This is a genomic window from Burkholderia sp. BCC0405, from assembly GCF_902833075.1.
In the GTDB taxonomy this organism is placed as follows: domain Bacteria; phylum Pseudomonadota; class Gammaproteobacteria; order Burkholderiales; family Burkholderiaceae; genus Burkholderia.
Genome location: NZ_CADFEO010000007.1, coordinates 168,473 through 186,129 on the forward strand (window position 1 = coordinate 168,473; position 17,657 = coordinate 186,129).

Annotated in this window: 12 protein-coding genes; 4 read left to right on the forward strand and 8 right to left on the reverse strand. The window is 68.3% G+C overall.

Going from position 1 to position 17,657, the window contains the following annotated elements:
• Nucleotides 1–30: 30 nt before the first annotated feature.
• Nucleotides 31–645 (reverse strand): hypothetical protein, encoded by a 615-nt coding sequence (locus tag HWX36_RS13805; protein ID WP_244136417.1) that lies wholly within the window; start codon nt 643–645, stop codon nt 31–33.
• 181 nt (nt 646–826) lie between these two features.
• Between HWX36_RS13805 and HWX36_RS13810 the strand changes: the two genes are divergently transcribed.
• Nucleotides 827–1,732, forward strand: coding sequence for a LysR substrate-binding domain-containing protein (locus HWX36_RS13810; protein WP_244136418.1), 906 nt, complete (start codon nt 827–829; stop codon nt 1,730–1,732).
• A 292-nt stretch (nt 1,733–2,024) separates the two neighbouring features.
• Here HWX36_RS13810 and HWX36_RS13815 read toward each other — a convergent pair whose 3' ends face one another.
• Nucleotides 2,025–2,216 (reverse strand): YqaE/Pmp3 family membrane protein, encoded by a 192-nt coding sequence (locus tag HWX36_RS13815; RefSeq protein WP_175952644.1) that lies wholly within the window; start codon nt 2,214–2,216, stop codon nt 2,025–2,027.
• Nucleotides 2,217–2,367: 151 nt separating this feature from the next.
• On the opposite strand from HWX36_RS13815, the gene HWX36_RS13820 reads away from it, so the two are divergent.
• Nucleotides 2,368–3,507, forward strand: a complete 1,140-nt coding sequence (locus HWX36_RS13820) for a hypothetical protein (RefSeq protein ID WP_175952645.1) — start codon at nt 2,368–2,370, stop codon at nt 3,505–3,507.
• 88 nt (nt 3,508–3,595) lie between these two features.
• Here the strand turns inward: HWX36_RS13820 and HWX36_RS13825 are convergent, their stop codons facing one another.
• Nucleotides 3,596–5,275: an alkaline phosphatase family protein gene (locus HWX36_RS13825; RefSeq protein WP_175952646.1), complete on the reverse strand. Its 1,680-nt coding sequence runs from the start codon at nt 5,273–5,275 to the stop codon at nt 3,596–3,598.
• A gap of 310 nt (nt 5,276–5,585) precedes the next feature.
• Between HWX36_RS13825 and HWX36_RS13830 the strand changes: the two genes are divergently transcribed.
• The gene (locus HWX36_RS13830; protein ID WP_027790361.1) at nt 5,586–5,810 is read left to right on the forward strand and encodes a hypothetical protein; all 225 of its coding nucleotides are present in this window, start codon (nt 5,586–5,588) and stop codon (nt 5,808–5,810) included.
• 59 nt (nt 5,811–5,869) lie between these two features.
• On the opposite strand, the gene HWX36_RS13835 is transcribed toward HWX36_RS13830, so the two are convergent.
• Both HWX36_RS13835 and HWX36_RS13840 read right to left on the reverse strand, forming a co-directional pair.
• Nucleotides 5,870–9,661 carry a DUF748 domain-containing protein gene (locus HWX36_RS13835; RefSeq protein ID WP_175952647.1) on the reverse strand — a complete coding sequence of 1,264 codons (3,792 nt, stop codon included), beginning with the start codon at nt 9,659–9,661 and terminating at the stop codon, nt 5,870–5,872.
• Between the two features lie 148 nt (nt 9,662–9,809).
• Nucleotides 9,810–11,246 (reverse strand): DUF1254 domain-containing protein, encoded by a 1,437-nt coding sequence (locus tag HWX36_RS13840; protein ID WP_175952648.1) that lies wholly within the window; start codon nt 11,244–11,246, stop codon nt 9,810–9,812.
• 716 nt (nt 11,247–11,962) lie between these two features.
• Here HWX36_RS13840 and HWX36_RS13845 point away from each other — a divergent pair.
• Nucleotides 11,963–14,863 (forward strand): heavy metal translocating P-type ATPase, encoded by a 2,901-nt coding sequence (locus tag HWX36_RS13845; RefSeq protein WP_175952649.1) that lies wholly within the window; start codon nt 11,963–11,965, stop codon nt 14,861–14,863.
• 259 nt (nt 14,864–15,122) lie between these two features.
• Here HWX36_RS13845 and HWX36_RS13850 read toward each other — a convergent pair whose 3' ends face one another.
• From HWX36_RS13850 to HWX36_RS13860, 3 genes are all read right to left on the reverse strand, one after another.
• Nucleotides 15,123–15,602: a GNAT family N-acetyltransferase gene (locus tag HWX36_RS13850; RefSeq protein ID WP_175952650.1), complete on the reverse strand. Its 480-nt coding sequence runs from the start codon at nt 15,600–15,602 to the stop codon at nt 15,123–15,125.
• A gap of 205 nt (nt 15,603–15,807) precedes the next feature.
• Nucleotides 15,808–15,963, reverse strand: coding sequence for a hypothetical protein (locus HWX36_RS13855; RefSeq protein ID WP_006481665.1), 156 nt, complete (start codon nt 15,961–15,963; stop codon nt 15,808–15,810).
• A 176-nt stretch (nt 15,964–16,139) separates the two neighbouring features.
• A complete protein-coding gene (locus tag HWX36_RS13860; protein WP_175952651.1) occupies nt 16,140–17,567 on the reverse strand; it encodes a flagellar hook-length control protein FliK in 1,428 nt (475 codons plus the stop codon).
• Nucleotides 17,568–17,657: the final 90 nt, after the last annotated feature.

Here is a 17,657-nt window from a genome sequence, read left to right on the forward strand (position 1 = left end):
CCGGCTTTCACATCCCGGTGGGCACGCCGCTCACCGCTCGCACTTCGTCGTGCACATCGCCTTGTCCACTTCCGTGAAGAACGCCTGGTAGTACTCGGGCTCCAGGACGGTCTTGGTTCGCGAATCGCCGGCACTGTCCCACACCGTGCGATCGAATCGTGCACGCACGATCGCCGCGTGCGCGTCCCGCCCCGCCCGAACCGTCACGATCGCGGCCACGCGTTCGTGATCGGGCTTCGTCGGCAGCATTCCGATACGCGCCTTCAGCGCACCACGCAACAGCTGACGCCATTTCGGGATCAGCGTGTCGCTGCGCCCCGCTTCCACCAGCCCCGAATCGCGATCGACCGTCACCGGCGCATAACCCTGCGCACGCAGCACGCCGGCCACCGCGTCGAGCACGCGCGCCTGCGTCGCATCCGCATAGCTGCGGTCGCTGAGCATGCGCAGCGTCTGCTGCTCGCGATCGGTCAGGTCGACCTCGGTCTGGCTGGAGCTGTAGCGCACCAGCGATCCGCCGCTGCCGATCTGGCGTTCGTTGTCCGATTTCGTCGCGCATCCGGTCAGCGCCGCGAACAGTCCGGCACAGGCGAGCGCCAGCGCGCCGCAGCCGCGCACGGGCGGCACTGCGGCCGGGCGGCGCATCGCGCGCCGCGCCGCGCGCCGAAGGCGAAGACGGTGGCGAATTCCGGTTGCTCGGGCATCGGGTGGCGATATGATCGTCATCGGGGCGTTCTCTCCTGTCGGCGCCATCATAGGGAGGCGCCCCAGCCGCCACAAACGACATTTTTTGACCCACTGTGTAGCTTTTCTTCTCGATCTCACGATGCGCCGCTTGCCGCCCCTCAACGCGCTGCGCAGCTTCGAAGCTGCCGGCCGCCTGCAGAGCCTCACCCTCGCCGCCGACGAGCTGAACGTGACCCAGAGCGCCGTCGCGCAGCAGATCCGCGTGCTCGAATCGTTCTTCGGGCAGAAGCTGTTCGAGCGCGACGGGCGCTCGTTGCGGCTCACGCCGCGCGCGCGGCACTACCTCGTCGACGTCGCGAGCTGTCTCGGCCGGCTCGCGCAGGCGACGGGGCAGATGTTCGAACCCGTCGGCGGCCATCCGGTGCGGATCAACGCGTCGGTGTCATTCGCGCACGGATGGTTGCTCACGCAACTGGCTGTGTTCCAGGCCGAGCATCCGGATATCGACGTGCAACTCGTCGCGACGCCCGACAACGAGCGCGACCAGTTCGACGAAACCTGCGACATCGTGGTTCGCCGTTATACGCCGGAGCTGCGCCGCAAGGGATTCGTGTCGCGGCCGCTGCTCGCGACCGTCGCGGTGCCGGTGTGCGCGCCCGGCCACCCGGTGCTCGAACAGGCGCGTACGCCGGCCGACCTGCGCCACGCGCCGCTGCTGCATTACGCGGGCTTGCCGCAGGCGTGGCAATACTGGTTCCACCAGGCGGGCTCGGCCGTCACCGAGACGCTGCGCGGGCCGTTCTATCGCGAGTTCTTCCTGATGACCAAGGCTGCCGCGAGCGGGCTCGGCGTGTGCCTCGCGCCGCGCGCAGTGGTGCGCGACGACCTCGAACACGGGCGGCTCGTCGCACTGTTTCCGGAGGTCCGCCTGGAAGGGCCGCCGTTTCATTGCCTGTATCGCGACGACGACGATCCGTCGCTGCGCACCTTCGTCGACTGGCTGTTTGCGCGGGCGGAGGCGCTGGAGGGGGCGCCGCCGGGATAGCCAGCGAAGGGGGAAAGCGGAATCCGATGAAGCAGCCCGAGGCGGATGCGTTGCCGACGACAGGACGGATGCGCCGTCACGTCCGGCTTGTGATGTGTTCTGCCGCAGGACGCCGGGCTTCAATCCCCGCATGCCGAAGATGCGGTCCATCGTCTGCACCGTCCCGTCGCCCCGACCTTGTTCGAAATCCTGAATCGTCTTCGTCGACATGCCTGCGAGCCTGGCCATTTCCGCGCTCGCGCGCCGCATCGTCTTCTTCAGACGACGCGCGGATTCCCCTTTCCGCGATCTGTCACCGCCCGCGCAGCGCCGCCTCGATCTTCCGGTCGGTCTTGTACTGGCTCAGCGCATACACCGACCAGATCGCGGCCGGCAGCCAGCCGATGATCGTGATTTGCAGGATCAGGCAGATGATCCCGGCGATCGGGCGGCCGATCGTGAAGAACTGGAACCACGGCAGCAGCAGGGCAAGCAGCAGGCGCATGAACAAACCTCCCGGTGCGTCGTTGAACGGGTGATGCGTGGCGAATATGCCGGTGCGGGCGACAGAATTCAAGCCGTCCGTCGCGATGCGTGCCTGCTACACTCGCGCGTCGTCAAACGAAGCCGACCAGAACAACAACGCAGAGAGGGCAATGAACACCCCGTCGTCACACCGCGGCCGCATCCGGCGGCCCGCCATCACGCACCCGAAAAAAACCTGGCATCGCTGCGCCGCGGTCGCGCTCGCCGCCTTCGCCGCCGTCGGTGTCGCGCACGCCGAGACGAAGCCGACAACGCGCTACGCGATCAACCTGACCCGCGACAGCGGCAGCGAAATACCGCTGAGCAACGAGCCCTACAGCTGGACCACGCACGACGGCAAGGCGCTGGCCGAGGGCGTGACCGATGACAAGGGACGCGCCGCCGTCGCACGGCAGGCAGGCGAGACGCACTATGTGCTGGAGACCGTCAACACCCGCTGGATCTACACGGTCGACAACGCGTGCTGGACGCACCGCGACGACGCCTTCGCCCGCTGCGCGAAGCTGACCGACGCCGGCGACCTGGTCGCGCAGCGCATGGCCGACAACGCGCGCGACGAGGAGGCCGCCGCCATCCGGCGCCGCGATGCCGCGCTCGCCCGCTACCGCGCGGCCGCGGCTGCCCATGATGACGAACTCGCGTGGCTGGGCCCGCTGCCGGCCGAATGGTCGAGGGACGACGTCCAGAAACAGCTCGACGACGTGTACGGCAAGATCAAGCACGAACTCGACCATCTCGGTGACGCCGACATCGACGTATCCCGCTTCGTGTGCAGGTCGCCCGACCAGATCGGCCCCGCACCCGACCAGCAGGCCGTGATCGACTACATGCGCAGCCTGCGCGAGCCGGGCTCGACGACGCCCGCGCAGTGGACGGCGCTCGTCGAGGCCGCGCGCCAGGGCAACTGGCTCGCGCGGCTGCAGATCTTCGTCGCGCTCGGCGCGCGCCCGAAAGACGATCTCGTGTCGGTCTACCGGCGCATCCAGCTGATGGCGTGGCTGCAAGCGAACCACGTCGGTGCGCTGTACACCTACTACCTGGGCGAACTCGCCGCAACCGGCTATTTCGAAGGGCCGAGCCCCGGCGCCACGTCGCCGATTCCGTTGTATGCGGCGATGCGCGGCAGCTACGCGGCGATGAAACGCGCGGGCGATTCGCTCATGGCGCAGGACGAGCCGGACGTGCAGGCGATCGGCAAACGCATGCACGATTGCGCGTTGCACATGATGCCGGTGCTGTTCGCGAAGTAGGCGCGGACAGCGCCTCACAGCCCCTCACGCGGCGCACAAGCAGCCCGCCGCGCGGCCGGCGGCGGGCTGTGCGGCGGCGTCGCGTCGCTCAGCGATCGATACCGAGCCCCGGCAGCACCTCCGTGCCCTCGGCCACCACCGCATGCAGCAGGCGCGGGTTCGCACCGAGCAGCCCGAGGATCGTCGGTGCGACCTGCTTCGTGCCGACCGCGTCGGTCACCGTGCGTGCGCGATGCAGGCCCGGATACGACACGAGCAGGCCAAGGTGGCTGTCATCCGGTGCGTTGCCGCCGTGCTCCTCGTCCTTCTTCGTGCTCGACGTGTAGATCACGCCCGGATTCGGCTGGACGACGATGTCCGGCGTGCGACCGTTGGCCGGATCGCCGAAGCGCTCGGCAAGCGCCGCGCCGTACAGGATGTCGGCCTGCGAGCCATCCGCGCAGATCCCCGGCGCGTTGCAGCCCAGGTTCGCCTTCAGCGTCTGCACCACGGCCGTGCGCTGGTTGCGGTCGCGCAGCCAGATCAGGCCGACGTCGTCGGTTTGCACGAAGCCCGTGTCGACCAGGCCGGAGCCATCGTTCAGGTTGCCCGTCTTCGTGTTGTTCTGGCCGAAGTTGCCGTTCGGGTCGATGTAGTTGTTCGTTTCGAGCAGCTTCGTCAGCGTGTCGCCGTTCTTCACGAGCTTCGTGTGATCGGTCGGCGACTGGCCGTGCTTCGACGTGACGATCACGGCCGTCGACGAATACAGGTTCGCCTGCTTCAGCGCCGCGACGACCTGGCCGATCGCGTTGTCGACGTACGTGATCGCGTTCGCGACCTGCCCGTTCGGCGTGAAGTTCGCGTCGAGATAGCCGCCGCCCGTCGCGACCGTCGCCTTCTGCGCGACGCTCAGCGTCTGGAAATCGGCGCCGAACAGCGTCGGCACCGGTGCGCGCTTCGTGCCCGTCGAGTCGCGGCCGTTGATCTGGTTGATCAGCGCCTGCACGTGCAGGTTGTCGAAGCGCGCGGTGTGCGAGTAGACATCCGTGTAGTTCGTGCCCGTGGCCGGATCGATCGAGTTGATCTCGGTGCGCATCAGATCGTCGACGCCGGTGCCCGACGGCCCGTTCAGCCAGTCGTAGCCCCATGCGTGCTTGTCGGCCCACGCGGTGGTCGCGTTCGGGATGCCCGCCTTCACGGCCTCGAACACCGTGTTGGTCTTCACGTAGTTGTGCGGATAGACCGGCACGCACTTGCCGTTGACCTTCGCGTTCGGGATCGCCTGCGGGTTGAACGCGCCGCCGCCGTCCAGGTGGATGAGCGCGCCGCCGTTCTGGGCATCGATGCCGGTCGTCTCGTCGAACACGACGTTCCAGCCCTGCTTGCCCGAGCAGCTCGTGTCGCCCGGCTCGTACAGGTTGCGGTCATACGACACGTCGTAGAACAGGCCGGCCGTCTTCGGCGAGCCGCCCGTCACGAGCGCGGCGAGGCCGGGGAACGAATCCGACAGGCCAGGCGTATAGGCATTCGTGTACGTCACGCCGGTCTTCGCGAGCACCGCGATGTTCGGGCACGTGTTCGCGCCGATGCAGCGCGCGAGATCCTGCTCGTGCAGGCCGTCGACGCTGATCAGCAGCACGTGCTTCACGACGCGGCTCGCGTGGTCGCGGTCCTCGCGCTGGCTGTCGCCGTCCTGCTGCGCCGCGTGCGCACCCGCGCCGGCAAGCGCCAGCGCGCCCGCTACCACCGCCACCCACCTCCGCTGCTTACCAAGGAAAGACATGATCACCCCACCTCATCGATTGACGTTGAACTGCGTGACTTGCCATCAGGCGCGCAAAATATCGCCGGATCGTGCGGCGGTCGCATGAAGCGGGGCTTTCTGTTTTCTATCAAACGTAACGAATCGCAAGTGACATGAAGCGGTCGCAAAGCACGGTGGCCTGGCGCACGCTGCAGCGTGCGCGCTCATCTGCCGGCACTGCGCGGGGGCATCGGTCAAACCTTGCGCAGCGTCACTTGCCGCATGATTTTTTTTCCGGCTTGGCGCGCGACTATTGGCGTGTGATAAAGGGTTTTCCCTGACCCGGAGCACGAGTATGTCGACCCTGGAAGCCCTCCGGTTCGTGCTGGACGATGCACGCACCCCCGAAATCATTCGCCACCACGTCGTCGACGCGTTGCAGTACGCGTTGCGCAACTACGGACAGGTGTTCACGGCGAAGGAAGTCGAATGGCTGGCGCAGTGGGACGACGCGCGTCTGCCGCTGGCCGCGAAGAAGGAACTGGGCAAGCGCGAGGAACCGGCGATCGCCGCACGCTGAAGGAAGCACGCCGCCGCGCCCGAACGGATGGCCGGACGCGGCGGCGGCGGATGGCCTGCTTACTGCAGGCCGAAGTCGACGCGGGTGGTCGCGCCCTTGTCCTCGATGCCCTTCGCATCGAGCTTCGGCGCGACGACGAACACGCGGCTCGAATCGATCTTCCCGTCGAGGTACTGGCGCACGGCCTGTGCGCGCTGCTGCGCGAGCGCGCGCAGCGCGTTGTCGTCTGCCGGCGCATGTTCGGCGAGCGCCTTCTTCATGTCGGCGTCGGGCAGCGTCTTCTGCAGGCCGATCAGGTTGCGCGGCTTCTTGAAGTCGGCGGCCTTGTACGCGCGCGTCAGGTACTTGCTGTACTCGGCCGGCTCGACCTTCACCGACATCGGGTCGATGCTCTCGCCCTGCCCGACCACGTCCTTCAGCTTCTGCTGGCGCACCAGCCGATCGACGTACGCTTCGCCGAGCCCGGACGTGTCCTTCGCCGGATCGACGCGGCCGATCAGATCGAGGCGGATCGACGGCTTCTCGGTCAGCATCTTCACGACGGTGTCGAGCTTCTTCTGCTGCGCGTCGGTCAGCTGGTACGAGCCCGGCGCGAACTCGACGTAGCCGAGATCCTCGCCGCCGCTGCCGCCGAACGCATTCGCGAGCAGCGAGAACGGCGACGTGACGGCCTTCGCGATCAGGTTCAGCACCGCGCGCCAGATCAGTCCGCCAACGCTGAATTCCGGATTCGACAGCGAGCCGGACACCGGCAGGTTCACGTCGATCTGGCCGCGCGTGTTCTTCAGCAGCGAGATCGCGAGCTTCACCGGGAGCTTGGTCGCCGTGTCGTTCTCCACATGGTCGCCGAACGTGAGCTGGTCGATGAAGATGTGGTTGTTCGCCTTCAGCTGGTCGTTCTCGAGCGCGTAATGCAGGTCGACGTTGAGCTTGCCCTTCGTGATCGGATAGCCCGCGTACTTCGCGGAATACGGCGTCAGGTTGGTCAGCTCGATGTCGTGCGCGGTCGCGGTGAGGTCGAGCGCCGGCTTCTCGATCAGCGGATTCACCGAACCCTTGATCGAGATCGGCCCGTTGCCCGCGAGATTCGCGGCGACGTCGACCGGCGCGGACGTCGTCGAATCCGTGCCGAACGCGCCGACCGTGCCCTTGATCGCGACGAGGTTCGCCGTGTAGTTCGGCTTGATGAAGTTGTCGGTATACGTGACGCGGCCGTTCTGCAGCAGCAACTCGCCGAAATGCATCCGCACCGGGTTCTGCGGCGGCTGCGCGGCCTTCACGACGACCGTCGCCGATGCGGCGGCCGGCGCGGACGCCTGTTGCGCGACCGCGGCCGATGCGGCCGGTGCGACGCCCGGCGACAGCGGCACGGGCTCGCCCTTGCTCGCGTCGCGCGTGAGCGATTGCGCGGGGCCCGTCTGCTTCGCGACGACGTCCTTCAGGTTCAGTTTCCCCTGCGCATCGAGCAGCACGCGGCCGTAGAAGTTCGAGAACGTCACGCGCGCGGCATCGACGTCGGTGCCCTTCTCGTCGTAGTTCACCTTCAGGTTCGACAGCGCGAGCGAGCGCCAGCCCGCGAACGGATCGGACGTCGCCTTGTCGAGCATCCGCACGTCGACCAGCGCGGCATCGCCGCGATAGGTCGCGCGCGGCGCGTCCTTCACCTGCGCGAACGTCAGGTTGCCTTGCGCGTTGAGCAGCGCGCTCGCGATGGTCGCGTTCAGCGCGCTGCCGAAGTACGGCTCGAACGCGGCCGCGTCGAGGCGGTTGCCGTTGATCTTCAGGCCGAGCTTCAGCGGCTGCGCGGTCACGTCGCCCGTCACGTTCAGCGAACCCTTGCGGTTCAGCGTCGCCTTCAGCTGCACGGGCAGCGGCTTGGTCAGGTCGTCGCTGATCTTCTGCACCGACAGGTCCAGCGGCTTGAGCGCCAGCTTCACCGGGCGCGGCGTCGTCAGGTCGGTGAAGTTCGCGGACGCATCCTTCACGTTCAGCGCGTCGATCCGGTAATGCCACGACGGCGCGGCGGCCTCGGCCTTGCGTGCGACCGTGCGCTTCGGCACCGACGCCTGCACGGGTTCGGCCAGCGCCGCAAGGTCGATCTTGCCGTCCTTCAGGCGCTGCACGTCGAGCGCGAGCCCGCTGGCGTCGACGCTCGCGATCTCCGCGGTGCGTGTGGCCACGTCGACCTTCGCGATCTTCGCGCTCGCGTCGGGCAGCACGATCGCGGGCGCCTTCGCGTCGGGCGTCGCGATCTTCAGCGACTTCAGGCTGACCGTGCTGTCGGCGACCTGCGCGGCGAGCGGCGTCTTGCCCCAGTCGGCCTTCGCGTTGACGGTCGCGCCGAGCGTGCCGTCGAGCACACGCGCACGGGTCGCTTCGCCGAGGTACGGCTGCAGCGCCGGCAGCGCGAGCGCGGCGACCGTCAGCTTGCTCTCGACCTGCTTCTCCGCGAGATTGAACGTGCCTTCGGCCGTCACGTCTCCGCCACGCGACAGCGACGTCGACAGCGTGTATTTCGCGGGCGTCTTGCCCTGCATCGAGAAGCCGTCGAGCGTCGCGGCGAGCTTCGTGAGCGACAGCGCGGTCGGCGTCGCCGGCACGCGGTCGTCCACGTTGACCGTGCCGCCGTCGATCGCGAAGTGACGGATCGTCAGGTCGAGCGGCGGCGCCTCTTTCGCGCCGGCTTCGGCCTTTGCGCCGCTGGCAGCCGTTTCGGCGGCGGCGGAAGCGGTCGCGGCGCCCGACGCCGCCAGCTTGCCCTCGGCAGCCTTCGGCGCGGCGGCCGGCTGGCCGGCGAGCTTCTCGACGTTCAGCACGCCCTGCTTGTCGCGCGACAGGTCGACCACCGGCTGGTCGATCCGGATCTCGTCGAAGTGCATCGCGTTGCGCAGCGGCTCGAGGCTGGCCGCCGCGACGTGCACGCCGCGCGCGGCGAACAGCGGCGCGGACGCGTGGTCGGTCACCTTCGCGTCGTTCAGGTCGACGGTGCCCGATACGCGCAGCGCGGGCGTCTCGCCGCTCATCACGAAATCGATCTTGAGGTCGCTGCTCAGCAGACCGCTCGTCACGGCCACCGGCAGCTTCGCCGGCACGTAGGAGATCAGCTTCGGCACGTCGAGGCCGTCGAATTTCAGCGCGATCTCCGATTCGCGCGACTGCGCGAACGGCTTGGTCTTGCCGTCGATCGCGATCGGGCTGCCGTCGAAGCGCGCCCGCAGCTTCGGCTCGACGAAGATGTCGGTCTTCGATGCCAGCGTCGCGATGTACGGAATGCCGAGCGTCCAGTTGTCGACGACGTGCTTTTCGTTCAGCAGGCGGTCGTCGAAATCGATCCGGCCGTTGTTGACCTGGATGTTCGACACCGAGAACTGCGTCGGCTTGCTTTCGGGCTTGGGCGACGGCGTCGAGAACTTCTCGATCAGGTCGGTGAAGTTGAAGCGCTGCGCGTCGTAGCGGACGATATGAAAGCGCGGCGAGTCGAGGCGGACTTCATTGACGATCGGCGCGCCGCGGAACAGCGACGACCACGACGGCCGCACGACGAGCTTCGCGATGTCGATGAAGTCGCCCTGCCCGCCTTTGTCGCCGAGATGGATGCCGTCGGCTTCGAGGTTCAGCGTGTACGGGTTCAGCGCGATGCGCTGGATCGTGGCGGGCCGGTCGAGCTGCTTGCTCAACTGCTGCTCGGCGATATGGCGGATCAGCGGCGGCGCCGCGAAGAACCCGAGCAGTCCGAATAAAACGAGGAAGATCAGCAGGCCGATGCCGATGCGCCGGGCCCGGCGCGAGCGTGCAACGCCACCGAGGGCATGGAGGGTCGAGGATACGGTTTCTTTGTCTGCGCTTGCCATGCTTGAATGTCTCGGGATGGGATGCCGGGCCGCACCGGACAACCGGGCGGCCGCGCACGCTATCCTGAAAGTATAGGCTCAGGAGGTGACGGTACGGGGTTCGGGCGCCGTCGCGCCCGCCGGTCGGACAACGCCGCCGGTCATCCGTTCATTTCCGGACGACAACGGGCGGCATCCACGACCCGTCGCTCGCCTGCGGCTTCGGCGCGTACAGGCGCAATGCGAGTGCGAAATCGGCGCGCGGCGCCGGCAGCCAGTTGGCCGCATGTGCGCCGCCCGGCGACGCCGACACGACGATGTCGATCGAGCCGTCGTGGTTGCGGCGCAGGCGGTCGCGATCGCCGAGCGAGCGGCGCGCCGATCCGACGTCGGGCAGCGCACCGTTCGTCGTATAGGGCGTCAGCGTCCAGAACGCGCGCACCGGCGGCAGCGCGCCCGGCGCGAAATGCAGCACATAGCGGTTCGCACCGTTCAGCGCATGACCGTCGCTGTCGACGCGGACGACCGCGAGCGTTTCATCGTCGCGCGTCGCGGTGCCGAACTGCGTGTAGGCCGCGTACGCGCGCAGCGTGTAGTCCTGACCGTACTTGCCGGCCGTATCGCCGATCCAGCTCCAGCCGTTCGCGTTCAGCAGGTTCGACGGCGGGGTCGCGAGCCGCGCGCGCGCCTCGGCGACGCCGGCCGTCGCGGCCGCGAGGCGGTCACCCGTCCACAGCACCGGGTAGCCGGCCGACACGCCGATGTCGCCGAGCAGTTCCAGTGCGTGCGCGTCGTCGCCCGGTGCCGGGTTGTCCTGCAGCGCCTGCGCGAAGCGCGCGAAGAACGCCTTCGGATCGAGCGCCGCCACCTGCTCGGCCGGCGTGCCACCGCCCACCGCCTCGGACGGCGCGCTGCCCGCGTGGACCGCGACCGACGCGCCGCGCGCCACGCCTGTATAGACAGACAGCGGCACCACGCGGATCGCACGCTGCAGTTTCTTCGCGTTCGTCAGGTCGCGCCCGCCGCTCGTCTGCAGCCGGACTTCGAGCCACGCGTTGGCCGACGGGACGTCGATCCGGACCGCGCCCTTCGGCAGCGTGCCCTGCCAGTCCTTCGCGGCGAAGGCAATCGTTTGCGATCGCGCGCCGCCGCGTGCCCCGCGTGCGGCCACGCTCGACGACGACCACAGCACGTTCGTCCACATGTCGAGTGCGCGCGCATCCCAGTAACGGCCGCGGGTGTCGGGCAACGTGACGATCACGGGTTCGGCAGCGACGTCGAGCCAGCCGGTCGAGTCGAGCGTATCAACGCCCGGCAACGGCGGATTGACCGCGCCGACAGGCGGCAGCGCCTGCGCGTGGCGCAGCGTGTTGAGCGGCGCCTGCCCCGGTTGCGCGCCGTCGCCGCCCGTCGCCGCTTCCTTCGCGACGTCCATCAGCACGAGCGGATACGCGTAGACGTAGGAGTCGGCGACTTCCGCGCGCATCCAGCCGGTTTTCCGCTGGATTGCGTCCGGTTGCGACGCGCACCCTGCTAGCAACGCCGCCATGACCAGCGACGCGCACACGCGCCGCAGAGAAACTGATTCCTGCTGGTTTTCAATCATCGATTACTGGCCGAATATCGTTCTTTTCAGTCAACGCCTTGTTCGACTTGCGAATGGCGAAAACAAGGCACCCCAGCCTGCCCGGACAACCGTTTCGCTACGGTTCGTAACGGTGGGCGCTGATGTCAGGCCGGTATCATAGCGCCTCGGGGCAATCCCCAATATGCCGATTAGCTGGCGGCGCGTATTTGGGGGCCGATCAGGTCCGAAATCTTTCGCCGGATCCTCAGGCAAATTGGGGGGCATCGAAGCAGTTTCGGCCGGTTTCGTATCTGTCTCGGCGCCGATCGAGCCGGCGTCCGGAGTGACAAGTGGTGTCACGATTGACGCCATTCCGAACGGCAAGCGATTGGAAGATCCTCGAGCAAATGGGGCGCGAGCCCGCGAATGTGCGGTTCGGCGATCTGTTCAAGGTCTGCGAGGCACACTTCGGATCGGCCCGCCAATCCAGTTCAAGCCGCGCCATTTTCAAGACACCGTGGCAAGGCAACCGTCGAGTGAAAAGGGCGATCGTGTGCAGGCACATGACGCCCGGCTTTCCGCCCGGAAGCCGGGCGTTGGCTTTTTCCAGTCCGTGGCACCCTGTGAACAGTAATGGCCTCGAGCCGATCCGCCCGCCTTGCATCGCATCGCCATGCACCGCTTGACCTTACCATCATGGGAATGTTGATACTGGAACCATTCGCGGCATGCGCCGCGCAATCAGGGAATCCGACATGACTGAACCACTTGCCTCCGCGGCGCTGCATACGATCGAGCTGAGCGTCGACGGCATGCATTGCGGCGGCTGCACGGGCCGCGTGCAGCGGGCGCTGGCCGCGGTGCCGGGCGTCGTCGAAGCGACGGTCGACCTCGACACTCACACGGCGACCGTGACCGCGCACGAAACGGTCGAAGCCGCACAACTCATCGATGTTGTCGGCGCGGCCGGCTATCGCGCCGCCGTGCGTGCCCCGGTGCTCGAAGCCGCCACGGCAGCGCATGCCCATCCTGTCGAAGCGTCGCCCACGCCGATGGCCGCGGCCACTTCGTCGCCCACGCCGATGGCCGCGGCCACTTCGTCGCCCACGCCGATGGCCGCGGCCACTTCCATTGCCAGCCGGCAGCGTCCGGCCGACAGCACCGTCATCGAACTCGATATCGACGGGATGACCTGTGCGTCCTGCGTGTCGCGCGTCGAAAAGGCGCTGGCGAAGGTGCCGGGCGTCACGCGCGCGTCGGTGAACCTCGCGACCGAGCGCGCCACCGTCGACGCCGCCCCCGATGTGACCGCCGCACGGCTCGCCGAAGCCGTGAAACAAGCCGGCTATGCTGCAACGCCGGTTACCGGCGCCGCGATCCCGCCGGTAGCCGCCACCGCCCCCGCCGATCTTGAACTCGACATCGGCGGGATGACCTGCGCGTCCTGCGCCGGCCGCGTCGAAAAGGCGCTGGCCGCCGTGCCGGGCGTTGCCCGCGCGTCCGTCAACCTCGCGATCGAGCGTGCGTCGGTGCACGGCGCCGGCGCGCTCGATGCCGCCGCGCTGATCGCGGCCGTCACCACAGCCGGCTACCGCGCGTCGCTCGCCGCCGCGGCTTCAGACGGTGACGGTGCGACGACCGGCACTGCCGCGCAGCCGGCCAGCTCGCCCCAAGACCCCGACGCCCGCAAGCGCCGCGAAGCGATTCGCGAACGCAACCTCGTGATCGGGTCCGCCGTGCTGAGCGCGCCCCTTGTCGCACCGATGCTCGTCGCGCCGTTCGGCATCGACCTGATGCTGCACGGCTGGCTCCAGCTCGTGCTCGCCTCGATCGTCCAGTTCGGCTTCGGCGCGCGTTTCTATCGCGCAGCCTGGCATGCGGTGAAGGCGCGCACCGGCAACATGGATCTGCTCGTCGCGCTCGGCACGTCGGCCGCGTACGGGCTGAGCCTGTGGATGCTGCTGCGCGCCCCCGCGCATCCCGGCCATCTGTATTTCGAGGCGTCGGCCGTCATCGTCACGCTGGTGCGCTTCGGCAAATGGCTCGAATCGCGCGCGAAGCGCCAGACCACCGACGCGATCCGCGCGCTGAACGCGCTGCGTCCCGACCGGGCGCGCGTCATCGAGCACGGCGTCGAGCGCGACGTGCCGCTGGCGCAGGTGCGCGTCGGCACCCGCGTCAGCATCCGCCCCGGCGAGCGCGTGCCCGTCGACGGCCGGGTCGTGTCGGGCCGCTCGCATATCGACGAATCGCTGATCACCGGCGAAAGCCTGCCCGTGCCGAAGGACGACGGCGACGCCGTCACGGCCGGCTCGATCAACGGCGAAGGCGCGCTCGTCGTCGAAACCACCGCGATCGGCGCGGAAACGACGCTCGCGCGCATCATCCGCCTCGTTGAATCCGCGCAGGCCGAGAAGGCGCCGATCCAGCGGCTCGTCGATCGCGTGAGCGAGGTGTTCGTGCCGACGATCCTCGGCATCGCCTTGCTGACGCTGGTCGGCTGGCTGGTCGCCGGGGCCGGCACGGAAACCGCGATCCTCAACGCGGTCGCGGTGCTCGTCATCGCGTGCCCGTGCGCGCTCGGTCTCGCGACGCCCGCGGCGATCATGGCCGGCACGGGCGTCGCGGCCCGGCACGGCGTGCTGATCAAGGATGCGCAGGCGCTCGAACTCGCGCAGCGCACGACCGTGATCGCGTTCGACAAGACCGGCACGCTGACCGAAGGCAAGCCGTCCGTGACGGCGTTCGAAGCCGTCGGCGTGCCGCATGACGAAGCGCTCGCGCTCGCGGCGGCGGTGCAGCGCCAGAGCGACCATCCGCTCGCGCGCGCCGTCGTCGCCGCGCACGATGCCGGCAGGGCCGCACGCGGCGGTGCGGTGCCGTCGGCCGTCGCCGCCGATGCGCGTGCGGTGGCGGGACGCGGCGTGGAAGCACGCGTCGGCGGCCAGTTGCTCGCGCTCGGCAGCACGCGCTGGCGCGACGAGCTCGGCATCGCGGTGCCGCCCGCGCTCGACGCCCGCGCGGCGGAGCTCGAACGCGCGGGCAACACGATCTCGTGGCTGATGCGCGCCGATGCGCCGCGCGCGTTGCTCGCGCTGATCGCTTTCGGCGACACCGTGAAGCCGGGCGCCCGCGACGCGATCGCGGCGCTGTCGGCGCGCGGCGTCGCGAGCGTGCTCGTGACAGGCGACAACCGCGGCAGCGCGGCCGCCGTCGCGGCGACCCTCGGCATCGGCGAGGTGCATGCGCAGGTGCTGCCCGACGACAAGGCGCGCGTCGTCGCCGAGCTGAAGCGCACGCATGGCGGGATCGTCGCGATGGTCGGCGACGGGATCAACGATGCGCCCGCACTCGCCGCGGCCGATGTCGGCATCGCGATGGCGACCGGCACGGACGTCGCGATGCACACGGCCGGCATCACGCTGATGCGCGGCGACCCGGCGCTCGTCGCCGACGCGATCGACATCTCCCGGCGCACTTACCGGAAGATCCAGCAGAACCTGTTCTGGGCGTTCGTCTACAACCTGGTCGGCGTGCCGCTCGCGGCGCTCGGCTGGCTGAACCCGGTGATCGCGGGCGCGGCGATGGCGTTTTCCAGCGTCAGCGTCGTGACCAACGCGCTGCTGTTGCGGAGATGGAAGGGGCGCGCGCGGTGACGTATGCCGGAGACGTATGCCGGTAACGTATGCCGGTGACGTATGCCGGTGACGTATGCCGGTGACGTATGCCGGTGACGTATGCCGGTGACGTATGCCGGTGACGTATGCCGGTGACGTATGCCGGTGACGTATGCCGAACGGCCGGATGGCCGTTCGGCACTTTCGGCAGGCGGAAGTAGCGAAAGAGTGGGCCGGTGTTGGCCGATCGCGGCGAGTCGAATCGCCAGCGCATGACGATGCGGTGCCGGCGGCGGCTTCAGTCCGAAATGACTGGCTTGATCAAGGTCGTCGTGATCGGCGCGAAGCCGCAAGCGCGATACAGCGCGCGGGCCGCCGTGTTGTGATTGAACACCGACAGCCCGATCTCGGTGACGCCGTACCGGCGTGCCTCGGCATCGAGCGCCTCGAGCGTGCGCGTGGCCCAGCCCTGGCGGCGCCGGGACGGGGCGATGTCGAGGTCGTAGATGAACAGCGTGCGGTTCGGCCCTTCGGGCACGATCGCGTACCAGAGGTCGCCCACCGCGTCGCCGCTGGCGCCGTCGATGAGCACCACGAGGGTCTGGCCGGAGGTACGCAGGCCGTCCGGCAGCAGCGTGTCGAAACAGGCGCGCGCCCGGTCGGCCGCGTCTTCGACAGCATTTTGTCCGGATGAAACGAGATCGTTCGCGTAGCCGTCGATGGCTCGCGTGCGGTACGCGTGGAATTCGCTGGCCGTCATCGGTCGCATCTGCAGCATGGCCCGGTCACCATGAACGGAATTGAGCTTCCAGTGTAGCGGGACGGTCGCACCGGCACGCGATGCGGCGGCGGAAAGCGGGCAGGCAGGTGCGGCGAGCGCCGCGCTGGCAGCGAATCAGCGAATCAGCGAATCAGCGAATCAGCGAATCAGCGAATCAGCGAATCAGCGAATCAGCGAATCAGCGAATCAGCGAATCAGCGAATCAGCGACGGTACAGGACGATCGGCACGAGGTGCGCACGGCGCACGCGCTCGGCTTCGGCACGACGCGCAGCGTACGAGTATTCGGCGTCGAGCGGCAGGTGCGGGGACACGAAAAGGTCGTCGATCTTTTGCAGCAGGGCGAGGATGAAGCTCATGTGAGACTCCTGACAGATGTGGCTAGGGTTTTCCCTTAGATTGACTCCATTCTAAGGGTTTTCCCTGAACTCTGCCAGCGCACCGCATCAGTTTGCCGCATGGACGCGACGGCCGATCACCGATACATAACGGGCGATCCTTACGCCGTCGGGCTCCCATGATAGGGTCGAAACGATTAACGCGTACGACGAGCACGCTTCGCGACGGCCGCCTCGCGATTCGCGTTGCGCTGAAGCCTGTCGACCTGCGACAGAAGCGCTTCGTGATGCTCCTCGAGCGTCATCAACGTTGCCTGCTGCGTCGACAGATCGGCCGCGAGGCGATCGATCCGCTGCTGCTTCGTGGCTGCGTCCTGCTTCAGGTGCGCGATCTGCCGCGTCTGCATCACCAATGCGACGAGCCCGGCCAGCACGACGACGGCCAGCGCCAGCAGCAGGCGGTTAACGCGGCGCATCTCGCGATCGGCCATGCGCGTCAGGCCGTCCACGTCGGCCTGCAGGGCGGCGAGCCGGTCGGTCAGCGGGCGCAGGTGTATATCCGGATCGAAGGCTGGCACGGCCGGTTGCGCGCGCTCCGCCAACGGCTTCGTGACAAAGGAGGCAGCGGAAGCCATCGGCTGCGTGACGGGGGATACGGTGGCGTCGGCACGCGGCGCGGCGTCATGGGTGTTCGCGGTGTTCGCGGTGTTCGCGGTGTTCGCGGTGTTCGCGGTGTTCGCGGTGTTCGCGGTGATTGCCGGCTTGGCCGGCTGCGTCGACATCTGCGGCTCGACCGTCGCCACCGGGTCCGGCGTCGTGCTCGCCCCGGCCGCCTCCGGCGCCGTGTCGACGCTCGCCACGACCGGCGCGGATTGCTCCGCTGTCACGTCGCTTGCACCGGCAGTCGCCCGGCGCTTGCCGCCCGACGACGCACGACGTTCCTTCACGGCGCCATCGGAAGATCGCCGATCGCGGGATTTGACGGCGGCAGCAGCAGCCACGGTCTTCTCGACTTCACCGCCAGCCGCTTGAGATTCGGTCGCCTTCGCCGCAGCATCATCGGTTGCTTGCAGCTGGGTCGCCACCGTGGCGGCGCCATCGTCCGCAGGCACATCGGCGGCCTTCGTCGCAGCGCCATCGGCCACGGAAATATCGACAGCCTTCATCGCAGCGGCGCCAGAAGCCGGCACGACGCCGGCGTCCGCAACGTCCTCGCCTTCAAGCGCCGAAACGCCATGCGCCACCGTCGTGATTTCCCGGATCGCCGCACCGTCTGCTGGTTCCGCCTGTCCTGCCGCGGCCACACCTTCCGGCGCACTGAACCCGTCCAGCGCGGCCTGCCGTCCGGAGGCCACATCGTCCGCGACATCGACGGCCGCGTCGATTTGCGAACCCGCTTCTTCACGCGCCACAGCCGGCGCGCGCTCACCCGGCTCGAGCACCGGATCGCCAAAAAGGTCGAGCGTCCGTTCGTCCCGCGACGCCTCACCGGCCGGGGCACTGCCAGGCCGCGCCGTCGCCCTTGCGGATGTACTGCCCGCGGCGGCAGCCGAACGCTGACGAGAACGGGCCGACGAACGATTGGAACGGAAGCGGGAGCGAGGCGAGGAAACGGATTCGGTCATGGAAATCGGATGGCAGGACCCGCAAGCGCGGACCCGGATGTCGAACGGAATCGGTGATCGTCCATTGTCGCACGCCCCGCAACCGATTCA